Annotated in this window: 21 protein-coding genes, 1 tRNA gene and 2 pseudogenes; 15 read left to right on the forward strand and 9 right to left on the reverse strand. The window is 34.4% G+C overall.

Annotated elements, in window-relative coordinates; translation table 11 throughout:
• Positions 1–169: 169 nt before the first annotated feature.
• On the reverse strand, positions 170–745 hold the full coding sequence (locus Wcon_RS11710) for a penicillin-binding protein 2 (RefSeq protein WP_237349962.1): 576 nt from the start codon (positions 743–745) through the stop codon (positions 170–172).
• Between the two features lie 20 nt (positions 746–765).
• Between Wcon_RS11710 and ispH the strand changes: the two genes are divergently transcribed.
• The 7 genes from ispH (at position 766) to dapA (ending at position 6,407) form a co-directional block, all read left to right on the forward strand.
• Positions 766–1,692 (forward strand): 4-hydroxy-3-methylbut-2-enyl diphosphate reductase, encoded by a 927-nt coding sequence (ispH, locus tag Wcon_RS01085; RefSeq protein WP_114516919.1) that lies wholly within the window; start codon positions 766–768, stop codon positions 1,690–1,692.
• A 331-nt stretch (positions 1,693–2,023) separates the two neighbouring features.
• Entirely contained in the window at positions 2,024–3,463 is a 1,440-nt protein-coding gene (locus tag Wcon_RS01090; protein WP_179947450.1) for a hypothetical protein, read from the forward strand.
• A 4-nt stretch (positions 3,464–3,467) separates the two neighbouring features.
• On the forward strand, positions 3,468–4,076 hold the full coding sequence (locus tag Wcon_RS01095) for a hypothetical protein (RefSeq protein WP_114516897.1): 609 nt from the start codon (positions 3,468–3,470) through the stop codon (positions 4,074–4,076).
• A complete protein-coding gene (locus Wcon_RS01100; RefSeq protein WP_114516898.1) occupies positions 4,073–4,879 on the forward strand; it encodes a hypothetical protein in 807 nt (268 codons plus the stop codon). The genes Wcon_RS01095 and Wcon_RS01100 overlap by 4 nt, the downstream gene beginning before the upstream one ends.
• 12 nt (positions 4,880–4,891) lie before the next feature.
• Positions 4,892–4,965: transfer RNA gene (locus tag Wcon_RS01105), tRNA-Arg, on the forward strand.
• 68 nt (positions 4,966–5,033) lie between these two features.
• On the forward strand, positions 5,034–5,516 hold the full coding sequence (gene ssb, locus Wcon_RS01110; protein WP_114516899.1) for a single-stranded DNA-binding protein: 483 nt from the start codon (positions 5,034–5,036) through the stop codon (positions 5,514–5,516).
• Between the two features lie 9 nt (positions 5,517–5,525).
• Positions 5,526–6,407, forward strand: a complete 882-nt coding sequence (gene dapA / locus Wcon_RS01115; protein WP_114516900.1) for a 4-hydroxy-tetrahydrodipicolinate synthase — start codon at positions 5,526–5,528, stop codon at positions 6,405–6,407.
• Between the two features lie 408 nt (positions 6,408–6,815).
• Here the strand turns inward: dapA and Wcon_RS01120 are convergent, their stop codons facing one another.
• The gene (locus Wcon_RS01120) at positions 6,816–7,793 is read right to left on the reverse strand and encodes a quinone oxidoreductase family protein (RefSeq protein ID WP_114516901.1); all 978 of its coding nucleotides are present in this window, start codon (positions 7,791–7,793) and stop codon (positions 6,816–6,818) included.
• Positions 7,794–8,030: 237 nt separating this feature from the next.
• Between Wcon_RS01120 and Wcon_RS01125 the strand changes: the two genes are divergently transcribed.
• Positions 8,031–8,609, forward strand: a complete 579-nt coding sequence (locus tag Wcon_RS01125) for an ankyrin repeat domain-containing protein (RefSeq protein WP_114516902.1) — start codon at positions 8,031–8,033, stop codon at positions 8,607–8,609.
• A gap of 45 nt (positions 8,610–8,654) precedes the next feature.
• On the opposite strand, the gene Wcon_RS01130 is transcribed toward Wcon_RS01125, so the two are convergent.
• From Wcon_RS01130 to Wcon_RS01140, 3 genes are all read right to left on the reverse strand, one after another.
• Positions 8,655–9,191: a cytochrome c oxidase assembly protein gene (locus Wcon_RS01130; protein ID WP_114516903.1), complete on the reverse strand. Its 537-nt coding sequence runs from the start codon at positions 9,189–9,191 to the stop codon at positions 8,655–8,657.
• Positions 9,192–9,914: a Bax inhibitor-1/YccA family protein gene (locus Wcon_RS01135; protein WP_114516904.1), complete on the reverse strand. Its 723-nt coding sequence runs from the start codon at positions 9,912–9,914 to the stop codon at positions 9,192–9,194. It abuts the gene before it with no gap.
• Positions 9,915–10,241: 327 nt separating this feature from the next.
• Entirely contained in the window at positions 10,242–11,426 is a 1,185-nt protein-coding gene (locus Wcon_RS01140) for a cysteine desulfurase family protein (RefSeq protein ID WP_114516905.1), read from the reverse strand.
• Between the two features lie 135 nt (positions 11,427–11,561).
• Here Wcon_RS01140 and Wcon_RS01145 point away from each other — a divergent pair, with 135 nt between their 5' ends.
• Positions 11,562–12,260, forward strand: a complete 699-nt coding sequence (locus Wcon_RS01145) for an alpha/beta hydrolase (RefSeq protein ID WP_114516906.1) — start codon at positions 11,562–11,564, stop codon at positions 12,258–12,260.
• A 246-nt stretch (positions 12,261–12,506) separates the two neighbouring features.
• Here the strand turns inward: Wcon_RS01145 and Wcon_RS01155 are convergent, their stop codons facing one another.
• Positions 12,507–13,181, reverse strand: a complete 675-nt coding sequence (locus Wcon_RS01155; protein WP_114516908.1) for an ABC transporter ATP-binding protein — start codon at positions 13,179–13,181, stop codon at positions 12,507–12,509.
• A 26-nt stretch (positions 13,182–13,207) separates the two neighbouring features.
• Positions 13,208–13,654, reverse strand: coding sequence for a HesB/IscA family protein (locus Wcon_RS01160; protein ID WP_114516909.1), 447 nt, complete (start codon positions 13,652–13,654; stop codon positions 13,208–13,210).
• 47 nt (positions 13,655–13,701) lie between these two features.
• Between Wcon_RS01160 and Wcon_RS01165 the strand changes: the two genes are divergently transcribed.
• Both Wcon_RS01165 and ribD read left to right on the forward strand, forming a co-directional pair.
• Positions 13,702–14,886 (forward strand): deoxyguanosinetriphosphate triphosphohydrolase, encoded by a 1,185-nt coding sequence (locus tag Wcon_RS01165; protein ID WP_114516910.1) that lies wholly within the window; start codon positions 13,702–13,704, stop codon positions 14,884–14,886.
• The gene (ribD, locus tag Wcon_RS01170) at positions 14,886–16,100 is read left to right on the forward strand and encodes a bifunctional diaminohydroxyphosphoribosylaminopyrimidine deaminase/5-amino-6-(5-phosphoribosylamino)uracil reductase RibD (protein WP_114516911.1); all 1,215 of its coding nucleotides are present in this window, start codon (positions 14,886–14,888) and stop codon (positions 16,098–16,100) included. The genes Wcon_RS01165 and ribD overlap by 1 nt, the downstream gene beginning before the upstream one ends.
• Before the next feature lie 76 nt (positions 16,101–16,176).
• On the opposite strand, the gene Wcon_RS01175 is transcribed toward ribD, so the two are convergent.
• Entirely contained in the window at positions 16,177–16,635 is a 459-nt protein-coding gene (locus Wcon_RS01175) for a collagen-like triple helix repeat-containing protein (RefSeq protein WP_114516912.1), read from the reverse strand.
• Positions 16,636–16,767: 132 nt separating this feature from the next.
• Here Wcon_RS01175 and truB point away from each other — a divergent pair.
• From truB to pnp, 3 genes and pseudogenes are all read left to right on the forward strand, one after another.
• A pseudogene (gene truB / locus Wcon_RS01180) lies at positions 16,768–17,772 on the forward strand (tRNA pseudouridine(55) synthase TruB).
• 7 nt (positions 17,773–17,779) lie between these two features.
• A complete protein-coding gene (rpsO, locus tag Wcon_RS01185) occupies positions 17,780–18,052 on the forward strand; it encodes a 30S ribosomal protein S15 (RefSeq protein ID WP_114516913.1) in 273 nt (90 codons plus the stop codon).
• Positions 18,053–18,066: 14 nt separating this feature from the next.
• Positions 18,067–20,343, forward strand: a complete 2,277-nt coding sequence (gene pnp, locus Wcon_RS01190) for a polyribonucleotide nucleotidyltransferase (RefSeq protein WP_114516914.1) — start codon at positions 18,067–18,069, stop codon at positions 20,341–20,343.
• 95 nt (positions 20,344–20,438) lie between these two features.
• Here pnp and Wcon_RS13255 read toward each other — a convergent pair.
• A pseudogene (locus tag Wcon_RS13255) lies at positions 20,439–21,247 on the reverse strand (transposase).
• A 1,480-nt stretch (positions 21,248–22,727) separates the two neighbouring features.
• Here Wcon_RS13255 and ltrA point away from each other — a divergent pair.
• Positions 22,728–23,569, forward strand: an 842-nt coding sequence (gene ltrA, locus Wcon_RS01200; RefSeq protein WP_114516916.1) for a group II intron reverse transcriptase/maturase, incomplete at its 3' end; no start/stop codon positions are given.

Raw genomic sequence — 23,569 nt, forward strand, 5'->3', positions numbered from 1 at the left:
CCCCAAGACTGGCGCGATTAAACTTTTGTACGTCTTCTGCCTTATTCTGTAGGTTGGGGTTAAAATCAGGTAGACTGACCATTGAGATGACTTCACTATTTCTCACATTTAAAACAATTCTTACTCCGCCGAGTGCCTGATATCTGCTTACAGCTTTATAGTTAGCTCTTTATGCACTATGCTTTGCACTCGTGTATCTAAGTATGGGCTTTTCTTGCTCATTGTTTTTACTTATATATGCCTCAACTCCTGCAATACCGTTGCCATCTATGTCAGTGTAACCAAGCACGTGTGAAAATAAATTACTGTGAGGATATATACGTTTTATATCGTTATAGAAATTTATTCCTGGCACGCCGGCATTTTTTATTACTAACAGTTCTTTTGGAGTCAAGTGCCGCTTTATCCAAGCAAATTTCTTTTCTGAAGTAAGTACTCTATATAAGTTCTCGTATTCAAGATCATTCAAAATAGAACACAGTTGTGCTGCTATACTTTCCGGATTCTTTACTTTGGTTGCATCTGTATATAGTGATGTTGTGGGCACATTTGTTGCTATTACCACTCCATTTCTATCTAAAATATCAGTTTGTTTATGTACTATATTATCTTTCCTAAAATTTTCTGAAGTAGTAGGTTGATCAAATGTTAAAGAGAATATGCAAAAAATAATTATTATATAAAATATAAATAATGGTACTATAAAACACAGTGAGCGGAGCTTATTTTTAAGTAATGCTTGCATATTTACTTGATTTGACAAAAATGGAAATTATCTTAGCTGAGCCGCGAGGTTTTTGTGCCGGGGTAAAAAGAGCTGTGGACATGTTAGCTATTACTTTAGAAAAATACAAAAACAAGTGCCAAGTTTATGTGCTACACGAAATTGTTCACAATAAATATATAGTAGAGGACTTTAAGAAACAAGGAGTGGTTTTTGTGAACAGTATCGAGAAAATTGAAGATAATGGAGGAATACTGATCTTCAGCGCGCACGGAGTGTCAAAAAATATAGAAGATGAGGCAAAAAGAAAGGGTATTCAAGTGATTGATGCAACATGTCCTTTAGTCAGCAAAGTGCATAAAGAGGCAAAAAGGTATGAAAATAGTGGTAAAGAATTAATTCTCATTGGGCATGAAAACCATCCAGAAGTTAAGGGAATTAGGGGAAGAGTAAACAATCCTATCACTTTAGTACAAACTTTGCAGGATGTATATGATTTAAAGGTTAAAGATCCAGATAATTTGTCTTATGTTACACAAACCACATTAAGCATCGATGATACTCATGAAATTATTGCTGCTCTGAAGCTCAGATTTCCAAGTATAATAGGTCCAGATTTAAAGGACATATGCTATGCAACGCAAAACAGACAAAATGCTGTTAAAAAGCTAGCTGAAATTGTAGACATGGTATTAGTTGTAGGAAGTAAAAATAGTTCAAATTCAAACCGCTTATTAGATCTGTGCACTGCCAGAGGAAAAAAAGCCTACTTGATTGATAATTATAGCTGTGTGAATAAAAGCTGGTTTCAAGGCGTAGAAAAGATAGGAATTACTGCAGGTGCTTCTGCTCCTGACATATTAGTTGATGAATTAGTAAATTACTTAAAAATAAATATGAATACAAAAGTTTCAGTTATGCCAGATGGGTTCACTGAAAATGTTCAGTTTAAGTGTACTAAATGGTAATGTGCAACAAAGTGCGTCAAACCAAGCCTTTAGTTCAACTCAAATTTCAGTCTATTGGAAAAGAAAATATCAAGCTGATATATAATTCTCGTTTGTCAGGTTAAGTTATGTCTAGTATACCTTCGCCTTAAGGTAAGAAAATCCTACAGGGGAATACTAAAATATAAAAAACCTTCGTCATATAAATGGGTTAATATTACTACTAATTTTATCAAAAGTTTATAATATAAATAATGTTGCTGTGAAAATTCATAATAATATTTCCCTCTAATGTTTAATGAATTTCAATACATTACCTTTTTAATTCTAGATAAGTATACACTTTGTTAATATGTTTGGGTCAAAATCCAAAAGTAAGTTTATGCTTTCTATCGGAGAAGAAGGCATAATGTTACTATATTTTAAAAATAATACTTTAAATAAAAGGTATTTTGTTAAGGGCAAAAACGATAAAGCAGTTTCCGATTTAATTTCATGTCTTTCATCAGATAAAAAAGCACCTTTATACCTAGTGCTTAATCATGCAGATCAAAATTACTCGCTACAGTTTATTACAAGGGCAAACAAGATTAGTGCCTATCTATCAGCAAAAATAAAGATGGAGCATTTTTCTCGTAATAATGACATAAGTTCAGTTTTTTTGGTTGAGAAGCCAAACAAATTCAATCAAAACTGGTGCTACCTTATTGTTTCATCAAAAGCAAAGCATTTAGTAGAATATTGGTTGAATGTGTTTATTGAGATAGGCTCCAACTTTAAGGGAATATTAATGTTTCCTATAGAAATAAGTAATATAACAAAAAAGATTCTACATAAAGATCCTAACAATTGGAAAATTATAGTTGCTGCAACTAAAACGGGAGGCTATAGACAAGTGGTTCTTAAAGAGAATAAAATGGTATTTACGCGTTTAGTACCATTTACTAATGATAATTTACCAGGAATTATTGCTGGTGGAATATATCAGGAAGTGCAAAATACTATTCGATCCTTAACTAAGTTTGGGTTTGAAAAAAATAACCCTATCGACCTTTGCATCATAGTGTCAGAAGATATTAAAGCTAGTTTATCAGTCATAAATTTTTCAGAGAACAGTGTGAACATATTAACTCCATATGAGTTAGGCAAACTATTAGGAGCAGAACTAGCTATAAGTGAAAAAGATAACTTTTGCGATACCATAATTTTGTTTCACAGCTTTAAGAATAAATTAGCAGCTATTTTTAATACAAAGGAAACTAAAGAATTTTATCTATTCAATTACCTTTATTTAAACTCTCCTCGAATTTTTCTATACTTCGCTTTGGTTTTAGTTGTAATTAACGCCCTTTGTTTGCTAAATTTGTATTCAAACTTCAATGTCGCTGATAATTTATCCGCAAAGCAGAGCACCTTAAATAACCAACTAATAAAACTTAGCCAAAGCTATAATGTAAAAAAAATAGATGAAATTTACGATTTTATTAATATCAATAATATTTTATCAAAAATAGAATACTCTCCTCTTACACAAGTTAAGTATGTAGAAAAATTAAAAGTACCAGGTATCGAACTTCGATCATTTGAATGGAATTATAATGAGGCAAAAAGTTATATTACCACAACTTTAAGGTTTGATTTTCAATCCGGTAAAAATGTTTCTTATCAATACGAGAAACTACAAAAAAATTTAAACGATAATTTTCGTACCTATGACATTAATATTTCTAGCTTACCTCCTGCTAAAGAGCAAAACCTATCTATTGATGTTGAAATAGGAGAGGCAATGTAGATTAATGACTATCTCTCAATTAAAAAGAAAAGCTACAATTCAGTTTATATCTTACTTATTATTATCTACTGTATTAATAGGGTTATCAACATGCTTTTTTATCTATAACAAGAAGGTTTATAATAAAAATCAAACCGCGGTTGAGGAAATACGTTCTATTAACTTACAGATTACTGAAATTCAGAAAAAAGAAATCATTCTAAATAAAAATCTAGATTCATGGAAAAGAATTTCTTCTTCAAATTTACATAGTAGTAAATATATTGCAAACTTAAATTTTGAGCTTAACAAGCTATACAAAAGATACTACATATTAGAACCTGAAATATCAATTTCTATACCTGAAGAAACTGAGCTCTACAGCAAAAGTAAACGCACAAAAATAATAAAAAGTGAAGTGGTCCTAAATTTAAGCTCAATCAGCGATAAGCATATTTTTTTATTTCTACAGTCTATTCCAAATCTGCCTGGTTATGTTATGATCAAATCTCTTATTTTAAATAAGCAGAGAAATATTGATGCTGCAGATATAAATCAGATTTTAAGTGGTAATATGATAGAGGTAGTAAGAGCTAATATAATTTTTGATTGGTATACCATATTAAGTAGATGAATATAAAGCTGTTTTTTATTTTTACGCTGCTATTTTTCAATGTCAGCGCATATTGCAATTGTGAAGATCTTGTAGAAAATATAGGAATTTGTAAAAAATATTCTTGCCGGCAATATATTAGTAATGAAGATTTTATTGAGCATAAAATATTAGGGTTAAATAGTGAAAATTTATGTGTATATATAGAAAGACAAGGCAATGATGAAATAGTTTGTCATCATTCTAATTATGGAATGATGATAGAAAAGAAGTATTTTAAAAGTATTTTAAAAGTTGGAAATCAAGAGATTAATGATTTTATTGATATAGCAAATTTGCGTGCAAAGGAGTGTTTTTTTATCAACAATTATAAACCAAGCTATATAGATCGAGACGATATAATAAAGGAGGCAACAGAGAGTGACTCTAATACTTTGTCGCAATATAGTAACATAAAAAGCATGTTTTTTGATGAAGAATCAGTTAATAGAATAGTCAGTGAGATGGAAAAGTTTAACTTACAATCTTCAGGAGCTGCAAAAGAGGAAAATTTTAATTGTAAAGTAGTAAGTTTAGATTCAATTTTATACTTTTCTCCAAATACATGGAGAATATGGGTAAATGGAAAGCTGTTTATAAATACTAAGGATTTAAAAGTGCACTCAGTAACTGAAAATTATGTAACTTTTTCATGGGCTGTAGACCAAAAGATAACAAAAGAACGGATAAGCAATTCTAAAAATGTACATTTTGGACATGGAGGTATTATGTTTACGCTTTATCCAGAACAAAAATTTGATTTAGATAGTTTATCTATTAAATAATCTAATACATTTGCGCTTGTAGCTCAGTTGGATAGAGCGTTGCCCTCCGGAGGCAAAGGTCGTGGGTTCGAATCCCTCCAAGCGCGTTTTTAATTAAATTTGACAATAATACTTCCACATAAGATAATAAAGAGATTTACTTTAAAGCATAATTATGTCTAGTGGTACTATAAATAAAGTCATATTAGTTGGTAATTTAGGAAAAGATCCTGAAATTAGGACTACACAAAATGGAAAAGAGATGGCAAGTTTTTCGATAGCCACATCTGAAAGCTGGACTGACAAATTTTCTGGTACGCGTTCTGAAAAAACAGAATGGCATAATATTGTAGTTTTTAGTGAAGGATTAGTAAAGATTGTTAAAGATTTTGCGCGCAAAGGTAGTAAAGTTTACGTTGAAGGTTCTCTAAGAACTAGAAAATGGACTGACCAAAATGGTAGTGAAAGGTATACGACAGAGGTGGTGCTATATAACTTTAATAGTGCCCTTACCCTTTTAGATTCACGAAACAGTATGTCAAACTCTGATTACAAGCCAAGTGAATACAAACAAAATGAAACAGAACAAAAAGATAAACACAGAAGTTTTGACAACGATATAAAAGAGGAACTAATTGATGATGAAATACCATTTTAATAACTTCAATTGAAATCTACATTTTTATGGACTGCTTGTGTTACTCCTTTTAATTATAATGGAAATAGCATAGATTACCAAAGTTTGCAGCGTTTGCTTGCAATACAAACTGAAGCTAAAAATGGTATAGTGTTGCTGGGTAGCACCGGTGAAAGTTTATCACTTTCTGATTCTGAGAAGCGTACATTAGTTAAATTTGTATGTAAACTAAAATTAAATACAAAAATCATAATTGGTGTACCAGGAGTGAATCTATATCAGACTCTTGAATGGCTTGATTTTTGCACAGACATGCCTATTCATGGCTATCTAATGACAACTCCCATTTATGCAAAACCCGGAATCATGGGACAAACTTTATGGTTTGAAAAGCTGCTTGAGAAAGCACATGTGCCAGCCATGCTTTACAATATTCCATCAAGAGCAGGAGTGAGTCTTAACACTGAAACTGTGCATAACTTATCCAGCCATGAAAAATTTTGGGCTATAAAAGATTCAAGTGGAACTGTTGATACTTTAATTGAGTATAAGAAAGTTGCACTAAATATTGAGGTGTTTTGTGGAGATGATAATATGATATCCGATATGGCTGCTAAGGGTGCGGCTGGTCTAGTTTCTGTTGCTGCCAATGTTTGGCCACGTGTAGTACATGAATATGTTAAGCAATGTATGAGTGGCAAGAACTCTCAGGCAGATAGTTGGCAACAAGCTTGCAAAGCTCTATTTACTGCCAGCAATCCAATACCTACTAAAGCACTCCTGCATAACATTGGGCTCATAGAACACAAAACTGTCCGACTACCACTCAGCACAGAAGACTTGCCTTCTATTGAAACATTGAGGCAAGCTAACGAAATGATTCTTAGATGGAAAGAATTGGCCAATGATTAGTGCTAGGAACACGACCTATACACCATCAACTTCCACACCCGCATCAAATGAACTAACTTGTTATGGTGGAGAAAAGCATTCATTTAAAAGGAGAATAACAGCTCCATATGCTATTGAAGTGATAATACTTATAATGTTAGATGAGATATCAAATCTAGCTTAAAATACAACTTATCTACTCAGCTTCTTTTGAAACTACTGTAAGCATAATATCTATAGCTAAGACATTGTACTACCGTACCACTAACGAGTAGCGGAATGACAAGTTTGTAGTTTCTCAAACTTGTCGGTAAATCTCAGTCAGTTTAGCTACAGCTGTATACTTTTAACTCTCCCAAAAGAGAATTAACCATGTGAAATTCTAGTTGATATAATTTAATGAATGGTTAATTTTAACTATTAATTTATTTAAGAGACTTTGATGATATTCAGCCCGCTCACTTTTCTATTTTCCATATCGCGATGGGCTTGAATTATTTCATCAAATTTATATTTTTTATTGATCCGTACAGTTAAAATTTTTTTTCTTAGCATCTCGAAGATTTCCATTGTGGTAAGCACTAATGTGAATCTATCATGCTTATAGTGATATATTGAGGTTCCAGTTGCAAATAACGAACGTGAACTAAGTAAAGAAAAACTAATAGGAGCGTTACCTGATATCTGCCCGTAGGAAACGTATATGCCGAACCTACCTAAAGATTCAAAAGAAAGCTTGCTTGTAGCGTAACCTATAGGGTCATACACTGCACCTACTCCTCTGTTTTGCGTAATTTCCATAACTTTAGAAACGAAGTCTTTATCATTGTAGTTTATTGCGTATGTGCAGCCACTTTGTAAAGCTATCTTCATTTTTTCGTCAGAGCTCACAGAACCTATCACTACACCTTTTTTATCCTTTGCCCATTGGCATATTATTTGTCCTAAACCACCATTAGCTCCATGAACTAATACAAAAGCACCAGGCCTGATTTTATAAGATTGATTAACTAAATAGTGAGCTGTCATACCTTTAAACAGCACTGCAGCGGCAACTTCATCAGATATATCATCTGGAATTTTTATCAGATATTTCTGATGTATAATGCGCTTTTCACAATATGCCCCTGGAGGAGCTGTGGAATATCCAACTCTGTCTCCAACCTTAAATCCATCACTGATTTTTTTACCAAGCTTTTCAATCACTCCCACTGCTTCCACTCCAAGCGCTGATGGCAAATCTTTAATTTTGCGCATACCTTTTCTGTGTTCTAAATCATAACGATTTAAGCCGATAGTTGTGTGACGTACTAAAACTTCCTCGCTTTTTGGCTCGCCTATGTTCTTATCTACAAATTCTAATACTTCTGGTCCTCCAGTTTTTTTAATTTGTATAGCTCTAACCATGATGAATGTAAGATAAAAACTTTGATTATGTTATCTAATAATTAATATTTTGCAAAATGTTACTTACAGTTTATATACTATATAAGCGTATATTAATAGTTTTAAGGTATAAATTATAATGAGTGGAAAAATTTGGCTTTATAGTGTTTTGCATAATGTGTTGTACAAAGTGGATAAAGATAACGATTTAGATATTAGTAATGTAATAAAAAAATAAAAGAAAGGCTAGAAAGTGGAATGCGAACTTCAAGCGAAGAAAATCGTTATAAATATTTATACACTTCTTGGGAAAAAAAAGGTTTTGATATTAATCACGAATTTGATTTGAAAGACTATGATGGCTTTCCAGTAGATAGTCTCTTTTCTATTGCTATTAATTGCAAACCTTGCGTTTTACTAAATCTAGCGCAAGTTTTAATAAAAGCAGGGGCTAACGTGCAAAGCGAAAAAGGATATTTACATGCCTGCGCTTTGATTCGTTCTCCAGACGTGTTAAAGGCTCTCATAGAAGCGGGGGTAAGTGATAGCCCACATGAACACTACGATGGAAATACCGCTTTAGATTGCGTTACTCAATTATATGGTACAGATAAGTCAATTAACTGCGAAGATTGCTGTAAGATTCTAATTAAGCATACATTAGAAAGAAATCCCAACATAGAAGTGCCAAATTCTGTAAAAAATAATAAGGAATTGGCTCAATATTGGAATGCTTGTGAAGCAAATAATGAAGGATGGGAATTGATTACACCAAGCACTGAAACACAAGTAGTCAGTGCGCAAAAAGCAAATAAGAGCTCCTGTTCAATTCAATAGATCTGTTGTATAACTGTTGTTTGAATTACAATAGGAAAAGGTTTGTTATTTAAGCTTAAAAAACGTATACGATAGTGTTATTTCACTTAAATCTTTTGTGCTATTGTCACACATTATTTCAGGGTCTATGTAAAAGGATACGGGCATAGCTGCTTTTTGTTTTGGCTGTAATGTTTGTTCTTCAAAGCAAAAGCATGCAACTTTATTGAAATATTTACCTGCTTTAAAAGGTGTGACATTATATACTGCCATTCCAAATGAAGGCTGGTCAGATAAATTTTCTGCATAATAAAACACTAAACTTTGTTGCCCTATATTTGTATCGATGTAGTTAGTTTCTGATTTAAATTCCCAAGGCAGACCGGACATTATATCAGCATTAAGGTGAACCCTGATTTTTTGGTCAGTTGCGCTTATTGTTGCATTAGTTGCTTTTCTCGTTGTGCCACCATATCCAGTAGCTTTGCAAAAGATACTATATAATGGTACCGAAGCATACGCAAGACACAGCATCAATACCACTAAAGATATTAGGAGGAAAACTATAGAACTCTTATTGCTTCCCCTTAAAAAGGAAAACATCTAATCCTTATTGTTGAACAAGTTAAGTAACCTAAGTAAATTAAGGAATATATTGATGAAGTCAAAGTAAAGATTAGTTGCGCCGAGTATGGCCAACTTAGTGGTTGCAACTTCTGAGCCATCATTATACCTATAATAAACATCTTTGATTCTTTGAGCATCGTATGCGGTCATTAAAGTAAACACTATCACTGATACAAACGATATTGCAAAGTGGAGAGGACTGCTTCCAAGAAACAGATTAACTATAGATGCAATGATTAACCCCCAGACTCCCATAACCAAAAAAGAGCCCATACTTGTAAGATCTCTTTTGGTAGTATTACCATATAAAGCCATAGAGCCAAACATGATCGATGTAATGAAAAACGCCCTTGCTATATTTTCTGAAGTATAAACTATAAAAACATAAGATAGGGAAAGCCCCATTAAGACTGAAAATAAGAAAAATATAGTAACTGTGGACTGAGCACTTAAGTGTTGAATCCTAAAAGACATATAAAACACCAATGCAACTGGAGAGAACGCTATTACAAGCGATAGAACGGGATTAGAATAGATCACCGAAAAAAAACCAGAAAATACCGTTAAGAACGCAACAAGTCCTGTAATGCCCAAAGCTAAAGCCATATAATTATATACTTTAGTTAGGTAACTTCTGAGCCCAGCGCTATAATAAACGCCTTGAGAGCGAATATCTTGTTCATTTCTCATATAAGACATAAATGTAACTCCTTTATTATCTCTTGATGATACATTATAATACAATACAGCGTTTTTATCAAGTATAAAATGATATACTGCAATTGCAATTAAATAGCGGAGTTCCCAGGAGAAAAAATGGACAATTATCAATACTGATGTGTAAATAGTTAAAGGTTTTGGACTGTTAGTAATTTATAAGACATATAACAGCAGTGGTATCTGTGAGAATCAAGTTGACTGGTACGCAATTAGAGAATTTCTTGCATAACTATAAGCAAGCCAGTTTTTGGTAGCGTGTAACTATTATAATAACCCCAGCCAATAGAAACTATTTTCACCATCCCCTTATTTAAGAGGAATGGTGAAAGTAGTTTTTGCATTTACTAAGGCATTTTTCTTATAGATACTACACCAACAATCCACTATTTTTTCTATGTCTCGCGGGGTAATCTTTGGACCTATGCTGATTCTAATTGAACACTCTGCTTGCTCTTTTGTTGCTCCCATTGCAAGCAAAACATGAGAAGGCCCAACTTTTCCAGAAGAGCATGCAGAACCATTGCTGACTGCAATATTATTTAAGTCAAAATGCATGAGCTGCAAATCATTCTTCACTCCCGGCATATAAATAAAACTTGTGTTTGGCAACCTTTTAGAATTTTTGCCAAAGACCTTGATATCACTGACAAGACTTAATAACTCACACTCCAATTGATCACGCAGCTTCTCTACTTCATCCATTTTTGATAGAAGATCTGGAATGTTTTGCAATGCAGCAGAAAAACCTGCAATTGCGACAATATTTTCTGTACCACCACGCAATCCTTTTTCTTGCCCACCACCTATTATAATAGGTTCTATTACAAGCTTTTTGTCAAATATTAAAACTCCACTACCTGCTATACCACCAAATTTGTGAGCAGATAAAGTAAGTAAATCCACTCCTAAATCTTCCATATTCACTTCAATTTTCCCAACACTTTGAGCAGCGTCAGTGTGGCAAATTGCTCCAAATTTGTGTGCTATTTTAGCTATCTCCTCAATAGGTTGAATAACTCCGGTTTCGTTATTTGCCATTATAACTGAAACTATTGCTTTATTTCCTTTAAGTTCGCTTAGAATTTTCTCTAGCTCTAAAAAGTCAATAATACTCTCTTGATTAACGGGTATTATATGTGGATTACATGCAGAATTAAGAATTGAAGGATGCTCTATAGCTGAAATTACATGCAGATAACCTGCTATTCCTCTCATGACGAGGTTATTCGCTTCAGTTGCACCAGATGTAAAAACTATTTCTTTATCATCTGGAACGCCAAGAGCATCACGTACGTTATCTCTTGCATCTTTAAGAATCTTCCTCGCTTCTTGTCCTCTTTTATGCAGCGATGATGGATTTAGTGTTTGTTTTGACAAAACCTCAAATATACTTTTTTTTACATTTTTACTCATTGGAGCAGTTGCATTATAATCAGCATACACGCAACTACTATTTTCCAGAGAGAATAAACTCACAGGCTTACTTGTCACTTACCATTAACCAATTATGTACGTTAACTTTAACACGATAAAAAATTTATTGCAAAGACAGCGAAATTAATACATAATTAATAAGTAATTTAGATTATTAATGCCTGTCAAAACAGGTTCTTATGAGGAGTCATAATGGTAGAAGTCTTTTTAAATAATTCGACAAAAAAGATAGAAGGTAGATACCATCAAAGCAAAGATACCAATGCACCGGTTGTACTAATTTTACACCACCATCCCCAATATGGTGGTAGTATGGATAGTAAGATTATACATAGTATATATGAATCCTTTATCGATAATAACTTTTCTGCATTGACAATTAATTTTCGTGGCGTCGGAAAATCTACCGGAACTTTTGATAAGGGTATAGGAGAATTAACTGATGCTGCAGTAGCTATTGATTGGCTTCAGGAGCATAACTCTAACAACGTTCCAATTTGGATAGTCGGTTTTTCTTTTGGAGCATGGGTAGCTATGCAGTTGACAATGCGCCGTCCAGAGATAGTAAGTTTTGTTGCCCTTTCTCTTCCAGCAACTAAATACGATTTCTCTTTTCTCTCTCCTTGTCCAGTTCCTGGACTTATAATACAAAGCAATAATGATACAATTTCAGAAGAAAGCGATGTAACAGAATTAGCACAAAGATTAGTAAATTCGGTAAGAAGTGACTATATGGAATACCATATATTAGACGATACTAACCACTTTTTAAGGGATAAAGAAGAGGAAGTAGCTAAAATTATAGATAATTATATAAAACTACGCTTAAACAGTGCAGCTACTTCTTCCAAAAAAGCTAAAAAAGAGATAAGAGTAAAAGAATATGCCTAACTTTACAAATGAAAGAAATGAGCGTATTAATATCAATAAAAAAAGTCTTGTTATGTTTAGGCAGTCATTACTCCTTATTTTAGCGATGTTTATGTTGTCAGGGTGTTTCCTAAGTAAACAGCGTAAGTTAAAGAGTCCATGTATAAAAAGCAATGAAAGCATTTCATGCGAATTATACTCTGTCAATGATCATTGGTTAAATAAGTATAAGGTATAGGTAGTTTTGTATTGTACTGTTTCTTCCATTCATAGCTTCACTAATGATCCATTACTTAACTGGAAAATGTGATCTGCTTTTTTTGCAAGAAGATAATTGTGTGTTACTATAAGCATAGAGCTATTATTTTCCTTTACATACGAATGTAACAGCAAAAATACATTCAAAGAATTTGTTGGGTCTAAATTTCCTGTTGGCTCATCTGCAAGTAAAAGCTTTGGAGAGTTTACAATGCTTCTTGCAATTGCGACCCTCTGCCTTTCTCCACCAGAAATTTCAGATACCATACTACTTGCTTTATTTTCCAGACCAAATTTTTCCAATATTGCTTGCGATTTTTTTTTTGCTTCAGCTTTGCTTCTTCTTGCAATAAGCTGAGGAAGCATAATGTTTTCCAACACTGATAACTCTTGTAATAAATGGTGAAATTGATAAACAAAGCTAAGAAAATTTCTTCTTACATGAGTTTTATATTTATTGCTGGCTTGCGTGCAATTTACTCCATCTATTGTCACTACACCTAAAGTTGGCTCATCCAATAGGCCTGCAATTTGCAATATAGTTGTTTTTCCTGATCCTGAATTGCCAATCAATGCAACTACTTGTCCTCTTGTAATCTTTAGGTTGATATCTTTTACAATAGCAGGAGTTTTTTTGAAGCTCTTACTCACAGAAGCTAGCTCTAGTGCTACATCACTACCCATATTATAAAAAGACCCAGTAAAGGCAATTAAACCGAGAAACTGTTACCACACCCACATCGAGACTTAGCGAGAGCATTCTTGATTTGAAAACCAGAACCACTTAGATCCTCAGTATAGTCTATAGTTGAGTTATTTAAAAATTTTGCTGAACAATTATCAACCATTAACACAGGGTCCCCATTTTCATCATTAACTATTATATCTTTACCACTTGTGCTAAAGCTGGAGTGAATTCTATAGTCCTCACTGTCTTCATAATCGTCGTCTTCGTCATCAAATTCATCATCATCTTCGTCATCCAAAGACATCTTCTTATTTACTTTATCCATAAGAAAATTATACTTGAAGCCAGAACACCCACCACCTGAAACTGCAACCCGCAGAACAGAACTCTCATCTCCTTCCTGTTCTACAAGGGAGTGGATTTTCCTTAACGCATTGTCAGTTAAGTTAATATTGTAATCTGTTGACATAACAACCACCGTCCATTATTGATAACTTATTATACTAGAAATTTTACATGTCAAACAATAATTTTCTATTAAGTTACGCGTGCTTTCCAAATAAAACAAAAGGAAGAAATTTCAAAGAGCCAGAAGACGAAAATCGCAGCTGTTTTCAGCGTGATAGGGACCGCATTATTCACTCTAATGCATTTAGGAAATTAGGATACAAAACACAAGTTTTTATCAATTATGAGCATGACTACTATCGCACTCGGCTAACTCATAGCCTTGAAGTTGCGCAGATTGCAAGATCCATCGCACGCAGGCTCAGCCTAGATGAGGACATTACTGAATGCATAGCGCTTGCACATGACCTTGGTCATCCTCCATTTGGTCACGCAGGTGAGGATGCTCTAGTTCAAGTTGATAACGAGAAGTATAAGTTTGATCATAACGTTCAAGCTATAAGGATTTTAACTTATCTTGAACAAAAGCATGCTGACTTTGATGGTATGAATCTAAGCTGGGAGGTGATTGAAGGTGTTGCAAAGCACAATGGCCCTCTACTTGGTCAAAACGCGGTATCTCACACAAATAATCAGCTGTTATTAGAATACAATGAAAAATATGATCTAAAGCTTGAAGAATTTTCAAGCATTGAAGCACAAGTTGCTTCGATTGCCGATGATATTGCTTACAATGTTCACGACCTTGATGATGCACTCAGAGCAAATTTAGTAACCATCGAAGATTTGCTTGATGTTCCTTTAATTGGCACAATGTTTAAAGACGTAAGGAGTGAATATTCAGAATTGGCTCAGAGCAAGCTCATACATGAATCACTAAGTAGAGCCATAGGAATTATGATAAATGATGTTGTATCTCAAACTGAAAGAAACATTGAAGCTCACAAAATAAAAAGTGTAGAAGACGTGAGAAGCTTAAACAAAATGTTAGTTACATTCTCATCAAGTATTGCACAAGCTACAGAAGAAATGAAAAAATTCAACATGGAAAAAATATATAGAAGCTATAAACTGAGCAGAACGATGAACAAAGCAAAACGTATAATACGTGAACTTTTTCAATGTTTTTATGAAAATCCGAAATTATTGCCCACAGAGTGGAATGAGCTTGCTTGCAAATCTCAGCAGCGTTCAATAGTGATATGTGACTATATTTCGGGCATGACAGATAGATTTGCCATACATGAGCACAGAAGAATCTTTGATACCTCATACGAAATGACTTCTTTCTAATGACCGACGATTATTTCATGTCGATCGCATTAAGACTTGCAGAAAAAAGTCTTGGAAATGTTGCACCAAACCCTGCTGTCGGATGTGTTATTGTAAAGGATGGTACAATTATTAGTGAGGGATATACAGGGATTGGTGGGCGTCCACATGCAGAAGTAGTTGCTTTGCAAAATGCTAAAGATTTTACTCATGGTGCAATTATGTACGTCACTCTTGAACCATGCTGCCACTTTGGAGTTACAGAACCTTGCACTGCAGAAATCATAAAATCAGGAATAAGAAAGGTAGTGATTGCAGCAATTGACCCAGATAGTAGAGTTTTAGGTGGGGGCATTAAAGCTCTAAAAGAAGCAGGAATTGAAGTTGAGCAAGGTATTATGCAAAAAGAGGCAGAAGAACTGAACGTCGGTTTTTTCACCACTAAAAAATTTCATAGACCATTTATAGCTTGCAAAATCGCAACAACTCTTGACGGAAAAATCGCAACATTTACAGGCGATAGCAAATGGATAACAAGTGAAGATACGAGAAATTGGGTGCATGAGCTCAGAGCAAAATATGATGCAATTATGATTGGCAGTAATACTCTTATTAATGACGATCCGCTCTTAACTTGCAGATTACCAGAGCTTAAAAATAGATCACCAATAAGGCTAATTATCGATAGCAAAGGGAGATTGAAGGAAGAGCATAATATTACAAAGACTGCAGGTCCCTTGTATAGCTATGATTTAAGCAAAGAGCCAACAACTCACTCCTCGGTGTCATTCCAGCGCGTGACGCTGGAATCTAGAAAAAAAGAAGAAGAATGGATCCCAGTGTCAAGCACTGGGATAACATCAGGAGGCTTGGCAGCAACTTGGGTGATTACAAACAATGAACTAAAGAAAAAAATAAAAAACATTAACTACTTAGTAGTTGATTCAAACGACACTGGCAAAGTCTGCCTAAAAGACATGGCATCAAAACTTGTTTCAGAAATTGGTATAACAAGGTTATTAGTTGAAGGTGGGGGAGTGTTAATTACAGAACTATTAAAGTGTAATTTAATCGACAGATTGATAATCTGCCGCAGTGGTAAAATTTTAGGCAATGATGCCACTCCTTTTATAGGAAATTTAGGAATTCAATCTATTAATAAATGTTACCAGTTCAAAAAAACAGAGATAATAGACTTTGATGAGGATGTGGCTGAAGTGTGGGATAAACTATAGTAGCCTTTATCTACTTGAATGATAAAGATAAAGAAAGAGGTAGAAAATCTACCTCTGGTTATGCTAATTTATTTAATTAGTTTGAAATATTAAGCTTAGTCTTAAGTTGCTGCTTAACACCATCATCTTCAAGTTCATTAAGTAGTGTTTGTACAACTTCAGCTTTATCACCAACTGGTCCTTTATCACCAACTGGTCCTTTATCACCAACTGGTCCTTTATCACCAACTGGTCCTTTATCACCAACTGGTCCTTTATCACCTTCAGGTCCTTTATCACCTTTAGCGCTCTCCATTGCATGCATTTGCTGATATGAAGCATAAGCTGCTGCGGCAAAATATACAGCGGCAATAAATAGAACTGCAATTCCAGCAGGGCTAGCAACAAGTGCTAAAAATGCAGGTCCAGCAATTACTTTAGTAGCAATCAATACTGTTGTTATTGCTGCTGCTAAAGATGCAGTTGCAACTGTACCTTCAATACTCATTTTTGTTATAGGTGCTATGTTTTTTAGTTTCCATATACTTGTAGTCATAATCACTTCCTCCTTATTAATGTTAATAAAAAATTAATCATATATCAATAATGCACGCTAGTCAAGCATTTTATTAACAACTTAGTATTTTATCTACTTTCTAAATTGTTACTAATTATGTAAGATTGATATATGGTAAATGGCTGGCTGAATCTTGACAAACCAATAGGAATTAGTTCTGCGCAAGCTGTAACCCAAATTAAAAGGATTTTTGGAATAAAAAAAACTGGTCATCTGGGAACACTTGATCCTTTGGCCTCAGGTGTGTTACCGATTGCTCTTGATGAAGCAACAAAAACTATACCGTATTTATCCTGCGACTTAAAGGCATACAATTTCACAATCAAATGGGGAAGGTAAACAACTACGGACGATTTAGATGGTGATATTATTAGAACCAGCACTATAAAACCTCAGTATAATCAAATAAATTGTGCGATTAAGGATTTTATTGGTGAGATAACACAAACTCCTCCTCAATTTTCAGCAGTAAAAATCGAGGGAGCAAGAGCATATAAATTGGCAAGAAATGGACAAAAAGCGAATATAAAGCCTCGACGAGTCAAAATACATGAACTGAAATTGATCTCTGTTGATACCATAAATAATAGTGCTGATTTTTCTATGACGTGTGGTGGCGGTGTATATGTGAGATCAATTGCTCGGGATCTTGGAGTCACATTAAATTGCTTTGGACACATTACAAAATTAAGAAGAACTATGGTAGGTGATTTTAGAGAAAATAAGTCAGTGACGATTGAACAGCTTATTGAAAAAAATACAACAGTCCATCCTTTGGTGTCATTTCAGCGCGTGACGCTGGAATCTAGAAAAAAAGAAGAAGAGTGGATCCCAGTGTCAAGCACTGGGATGGCAGAAGATGATGGAGTGACAGGAAGTAATACAAAAAGTTTCATCATCCCCATTGAATCGGCTTTAAAATCGATGTTCAAAGTTGAAATTTCCTTAGAGAAAGCGGAGAAAATCAGAAAAGGTCAAGAAATTATATTAAATAACTTGCGTAATTTAAAGAATTATGATATTTTTTATACGATAGTGGGTAATGTACCTATTGCAATTTGCAGTTTTATTCATGGTTACGTGAAGCCTATTCGTGTTTTTAATATTTTGAAATGAGGTTTAGATGTCAATAACATCCCAAAAGAAAAAAAATTTGATCAGTACATATGCAATTAAAGAAGATGATACAGGTTCATCTTTTGTACAATGCGCAATTTTAACCGAGAGGATCAGTAATTTAACTGAGCACTTTAAAGTACATAAGCATGACCATCACTCTAAGCGCGGTTTACTTATATTGATAGGTAAAAGGCGCAAGCACTTAAATTATATAAAGCGTAAATTTGGTAATGAAGCCTATCAAGAATTAATAGAGAAGTTAGGCATTAGAAAATAATCGAGGAATTTTGTATGTTTGAAATTATAAAAAAATCTACAGATTGGGGTGGACGTACCTTATCTTTAGAAACTGGAAAAATAGCACGTCAAGCTGATGGTTCAGTAGTTGTAAATTACGGTGATACTTCTATTTTAGTAACTGTTGTGCATAAAAAAAAGGAAGAAAATGTTGATTTTCTTCCTTTAAATGTGCAGTTTATTGCAAAAAGTTATGCCATGGGTAAGATTCCTGGTGGTTTTTTTAAAAGAGAAGGAAAGCCGTCTGATAGAGAAACCTTAATTTCAAGAGTAATAGACAGAAGTATAAGGCCGCTATTTCCAGAAGGTTTTCATGATGAAATTAGTGTAGTGTGTAATTTATTAACTTACGATACAGTCAATTCTCCTGAAGTACCAGCATTGATAGGTACTGTCGCAGCTCTTGCAATTTCCGGTGTTCCTTTTCACTTTACTATAGCTGGAGTTATGGTCGGTTGCGATGAAAACAACAATTATATACTCAATCCTTCCGTTCAAGAGATGAAAGCAAGCAGTTTGGATCTGTTTTTGTCTGGTGATGAAAATTCGATTTTAATGGTCGAGTCGGAAGTCAAAGAGCTTTCTGAAGAAAATGTTCTGAGTGCAATAAAATTTGGTCATGAACATCTTCAACCTATCATTAAGCTTATAAAAGAATTTGCTGATACAGTCGGTAATAAACCTGAAAGCTTTGTTCCTGTTGATATATCAGATGTAACTCAAGAACTTGAAAAATATGGCAAAGATTTTGAAAAAGCATATTTAAAAACAGTAAAACAAGAGCGAGTTCAAGCTCTAGAAGCGGTCAGAAATAATATATTAAATACTCTTAAAGAGGCTGGAAAAGACGAAAAGTTAATTACTTATGCAGTAAAAAACTTTGAAAGATCTTTAGTGCGTGAAATGATTAGAAAGAAAAGTATAAGAATAGACGGTCGTAAGTATGATGAAATACGCCAGATAGAAGTTGAGGTTGACATTCTATCCAAGACTCACGGTTCTGCGCTGTTTACAAGGGGTAATACTCAGGCGCTAGTTGTTACTGCTCTTGGTACTACACAAGATGAGCAAATTGTGGATGATATTGAAGGAGATAGACGTGAGCATTTCATGCTGCATTATAATTTCCCTCCATTTGCTGTTGGAGAGGCTTCTGCTATACGTGCACCAGGAAGGAGAGAAATCGGTCATGGTAAACTTGCTTGGAAAGCAATTCATCCTGTTTTACCTGATAAATCTGAATTCCCTTATACAATAAGAGTAGTATCTGAAATTATGGAATCTGATGGTTCTTCTTCCATGGCAACAGTTTGTGGAACCTCCCTTGCATTAATGGATACAGGTGTACCAATAAAGGCTCCTGTTGCTGGAATTGCTATGGGCCTCATCAAAGACGAAAACGAATGTGTAATACTTTCTGATATACTAGGTGATGAAGATTATCTTGGCGACATGGATTTTAAAGTAGCGGGAACTAGTGAAGGAATTACGGCGCTACAGATGGATATGAAAATTTCTGGTATAAGTTTTGAAATTGTTGAAAAATCTTTAGAACAAGCAAAAGCTGGAAGATTACATATCTTAGAAAAAATGAATGCAGTAATTTCAGAACATAATAAGAATATAAAAGATCATGCACCAACAGTGTTATCATTTTATATAGACAAAGATAAAATTTCTGCAGCTATTGGTGCTAAAGGAAAAAATATACGCAGTGTATGTGAAAGAAGTAATGCAAAAATTGAAATAGGAGATGATGGTAAAGTCTCTGTTTTTGCCATGAGTAATACTGAAGCTGAAATTGCAAAAAATATGATGATTGATTCAATAACAGAACTAGAACAAGGTTCTATAATTGATGCTAAGGTTGTAAAGATAGAGAAGTCTATTGTAGAGCTAGAACTTCTTAATGGAAGAAAAGGTAAAATGCATATAAGCGAGGTAGCTAATCAACATGTAGAGTCTATTGAGGACATACTTAAACAGGGTGATACCTTCAAAGCTTTGATAATTGACTTTGAAAAAGGTGGGTGCCCAAAATTGTCAAGACGTCGTGTTGACCAAGAAACAGGTGAATTTTTTGAAGGTAAGCTTTACAATGAAGAAAGGAAAGATGGTTTAAATAACAGGGATAATTATTATAACAGCTCTTTTAATAAAAAACCTGGAGCTAATTATCAGAATAATAGACCTACTCGTCCTCGCTCTGGTTTTAATAATAGAAATAGGCCAAAATTTGGTAATAATGATTCATCATCAGGTTTCTATTGAGAGTGGAATTACTTTCTATCATCCCAGTGTCTAGACACACAATCGTACAAACATTATCTGTAGGATGCCAGTGTGTGACACTGGCATCTACCGTCTTAAACATCAAGATAAAAATTATTATTTTTTATCATAGCATTTAAACAAATGATGATTTTTCTCATTACAGCAACTTTAGCGGCTTTGCCAGAGTCAACTAAACGCTGGTAAAATACTTTCATTTTTTTATTATGACGCATTGCAACCACAGCAGACATGTATAATGCTTTTCGAGCATAAAATCTGCCACCTATGATTTGAGCTTTGCTTATTTTCCTTCCGATTTCGTTGGTTTTTGGCAACTAGACAAGCTATTTCCTTATTATCTAACCTACCAAGTTCAGGTACCTCTATGAGTAGGATACTTGCGGTCAACACCTTTATAGCTAGTTAGCAGTTTGCTTTTTTCCTTCAAATCAGGATCAGAGTTCTTCTATGTCTTGCCTAATTTGCTCTTTTGCAAATTCTATCTGTTTTTCTATATATTCCCTGGCTTTTCCTGTTGCAAACGGCACTTATTTGCATATCGTTTAGATTGCGCTCAACTGCTCTTTTAGTTCTTCTTGCTTTTGTGAAACTATGTATTCTATTACCTCGTCATTTTTTGTGATAAATTCAGCATATTTTTCTAGTAATTTTGCATCTAATTTATCTGTTTTTGCAAAGTGGTTGCAGACCTTTGCAAACCCGATTTGGGTGAGCTCTGTGAACAGCTATGTTATGTTCCCGTAACAACTTTATGACAAGTTTTTCATAACCACCTGTTTACACATAACCTAACAAGTACGTTAACTATTTTTGACTTTATAAACTCAGATATAGCTCTTTCTACATTTTCTATACGCTGATGTTTATTATCGATTGAGATATCAAGTGTTTCTTTTGAAACATCAAAAAACTGTTCTAGCCATTTTTGTACCTATAAATATAATCAAATAATAATGTAAATGCTGTACAGGATTGTTTTTAGATCCCCCTACCGTTCGTACTCCATTTTTTAAAGCTAGGAGTGTACTGAGATGCCTACGATTTCTATCAATCAATCCAATTGACAGCTTGCTCATTATAGCCTTGCGGCTTTGATTTAATATACAATCATTTATATTACCTTAAAGCCTTACTATGCCTTTATTATCCCTTTGGGGAAACCTCTTTTAAGTTAGCTATATGATACCACTTGTTATACTTTCAACACTTATGATATCTATTCCCGCTGAGTTAGGATTCATTACCTATAATTTGCTTTTTTTGTTTTTTGTTTGGTAGAAGTCATAGTCCTATCCACCTTGTTTGAGTTTTATTTTTATGACTCCCCCACAAGAACCGTGCTTGCGTAGAGTAGGTAGCCAGCGAGTTACTACTAAGCACTTTTCCAACAACCCCTCTCCGAACCACGCATGACTGTTTCCGTATCACGTGGCTCTCCGATAATCTTTACATTTTAAGGAATCACCATCATATTTACCATATTGGATTTTCTTATGGCATTCATGACAAACAACAAGAGTTTTCCTCTGTCATTCAATCATTCTTTTCTTCCATTCAGGTAGTTTATCAGTTCTATTCCGTTTCATATAAATATTTTGAAATTGTTTGCATGGATCCGAACACATTTTTATTATCTGAGGTTAAAATACTAAAATATTGAAACTTGAAAATGAAAGTGATATTAAGAAAGAACATAATATGTATTAAAGAAGAGCTTCACATTTATAAATGAAAACATCTATAAAAAATTCATAATTATTTATAATTTTTTATTAATCTTTTTATGCGAAAAAAGCAAAAAAACTTGGAAATGGAGGTTATAGTGTGCCGTAGTGATGCAAGGAATGGTCAGAAAAGAGCAAACTGAGTACTTAAGCTACGCAATAGATGAGGGTGGGCCCCTCGGAGCCGATTTACAAGAGCAGGCTTCAAACAACCATAAGCTGCTTTGGTAAAGAGCCAAGGTAGTGAGCGTTATGGAAAAGGCGCAGTTATGTGTCATGTGTGAAATAGAGAGATGAACGAAAGTGAACCACTGATAAAGTGTCGAAACCATAACTGATGACGTCAAAACCAGGGGCTTATAACTCAACTGGGATAAATCTACCGGGAGCTTGTTTACGGGGTAGGAGGCGTCCGGCATAAAGGTGGCATGAATCTATTTTAGGCTATTGTGTAGAACTACGGGAACCTGTCGTTTCGATGATAAGGGAGAAATTCAAGGAGCTAAACTCTAAGGATGAGAGTACCAATGCGGAAAACAGGGGCGCGTAGTAGTGAAGAAGTTTCTGTAATGGAAATGGAGCGAAGGAGTTGAGTTATTCAGTTTTAATTATGTATCAACCGAAAGGGAGGAGTTAATGAATAAAACAAAGTCTTTTGATATACCAAAGCAACTTATTTGGAGGGCTTATAAACAAGTATCGAAAAATAAAGGTGCGGCTGGTGTGGATGAGGTATCGATAACAAGGTTTGAAGAGAACCTGAAGGATAATCTGTACAAACTATGGAATCGGATGTCATCAGGAAGTTATTTTCCAGAGCCTGTAAAAGCTGTAGCAATACCGAAAGATACGGGAGGGGGACAAAGAATTTTAGGTGTTCCTTCAGTATTCGACAGGATAGGGCAAACGGCCGCTTCTATGTATCTTGAGCCGCTAGTAGAACCAAAATTCCATGAAGATTCATATGGTTATAGACCGAATAAATCAGCACTGGATGCGGTAGATACGGCAAGGAAAAGATGCTGGAGGTATGATTGGACGATAGATCTAGATATATCCGGGTTTTTCGACAATTTGGATCACGAGTTGGCATTGCAAGCTATCAAGAAGCATACAAATTGCAAATGGGTCATACTATACGTTGAAAGGTGGATAAAATCCCCTATAAAACTTGCAGATGGCAGTAAGGTAGTTAGGGATAAAGGAGTTCCGCAAGGAGGTTCAGTTAGCCCAATCATCTCTAATATATTCATGCATCATGTGTTTGATATATGGATGAAAAAGAACTACCCGACGGTACCATTTGAGAGATATGTGGATGATGCGATAGTGCACTGCAGAACAGAGAAACAGGCAGAATTTGTGAAAGTAATGATCGAAGAAAGATTGGCTGAGTATAAGTTGAAATTACATCCTGAAAAGACACAGATAGTGTACTGTAAGGATGACAATAGGAGAGATGAATTTCCTAAACAAAG

The sequence above is a fragment of the Wolbachia endosymbiont of Cylisticus convexus genome (assembly GCF_003344345.1).

Coding starts and splice junctions, on each gene's coding strand:
- ispH (WP_114516919.1), top strand. CDS start 766: ATGGAAATTATCTTAGCTGAGCCGCGAGGTTTTTGTGCCGGGGTAAAA.
- Wcon_RS01100 (WP_114516898.1), top strand. CDS start 4,073: ATGAATATAAAGCTGTTTTTTATTTTTACGCTGCTATTTTTCAATGTC.
- Wcon_RS01175 (WP_114516912.1), bottom strand. CDS start 16,635: ATGACTACAAGTATATGGAAACTAAAAAACATAGCACCTATAACAAAA.
- Wcon_RS01155 (WP_114516908.1), bottom strand. CDS start 13,181: ATGGGTAGTGATGTAGCACTAGAGCTAGCTTCTGTGAGTAAGAGCTTC.
- pnp (WP_114516914.1), top strand. CDS start 18,067: ATGTTTGAAATTATAAAAAAATCTACAGATTGGGGTGGACGTACCTTA.
- Wcon_RS01165 (WP_114516910.1), top strand. CDS start 13,702: ATGTCAAACAATAATTTTCTATTAAGTTACGCGTGCTTTCCAAATAAA.
- Wcon_RS01095 (WP_114516897.1), top strand. CDS start 3,468: ATGACTATCTCTCAATTAAAAAGAAAAGCTACAATTCAGTTTATATCT.
- Wcon_RS01130 (WP_114516903.1), bottom strand. CDS start 9,191: ATGTTTTCCTTTTTAAGGGGAAGCAATAAGAGTTCTATAGTTTTCCTC.
- Wcon_RS01120 (WP_114516901.1), bottom strand. CDS start 7,793: ATGGTTAGAGCTATACAAATTAAAAAAACTGGAGGACCAGAAGTATTA.
- Wcon_RS01135 (WP_114516904.1), bottom strand. CDS start 9,914: ATGTCTTATATGAGAAATGAACAAGATATTCGCTCTCAAGGCGTTTAT.
- Wcon_RS11710 (WP_237349962.1), bottom strand. CDS start 745: ATGCAAGCATTACTTAAAAATAAGCTCCGCTCACTGTGTTTTATAGTA.
- Wcon_RS01160 (WP_114516909.1), bottom strand. CDS start 13,654: ATGTCAACAGATTACAATATTAACTTAACTGACAATGCGTTAAGGAAA.
- Wcon_RS01090 (WP_179947450.1), top strand. CDS start 2,024: ATGTTTGGGTCAAAATCCAAAAGTAAGTTTATGCTTTCTATCGGAGAA.
- Wcon_RS01125 (WP_114516902.1), top strand. CDS start 8,031: ATGCGAACTTCAAGCGAAGAAAATCGTTATAAATATTTATACACTTCT.
- rpsO (WP_114516913.1), top strand. CDS start 17,780: ATGTCAATAACATCCCAAAAGAAAAAAAATTTGATCAGTACATATGCA.
- ssb (WP_114516899.1), top strand. CDS start 5,034: ATGTCTAGTGGTACTATAAATAAAGTCATATTAGTTGGTAATTTAGGA.
- Wcon_RS01145 (WP_114516906.1), top strand. CDS start 11,562: ATGGTAGAAGTCTTTTTAAATAATTCGACAAAAAAGATAGAAGGTAGA.
- ribD (WP_114516911.1), top strand. CDS start 14,886: ATGACCGACGATTATTTCATGTCGATCGCATTAAGACTTGCAGAAAAA.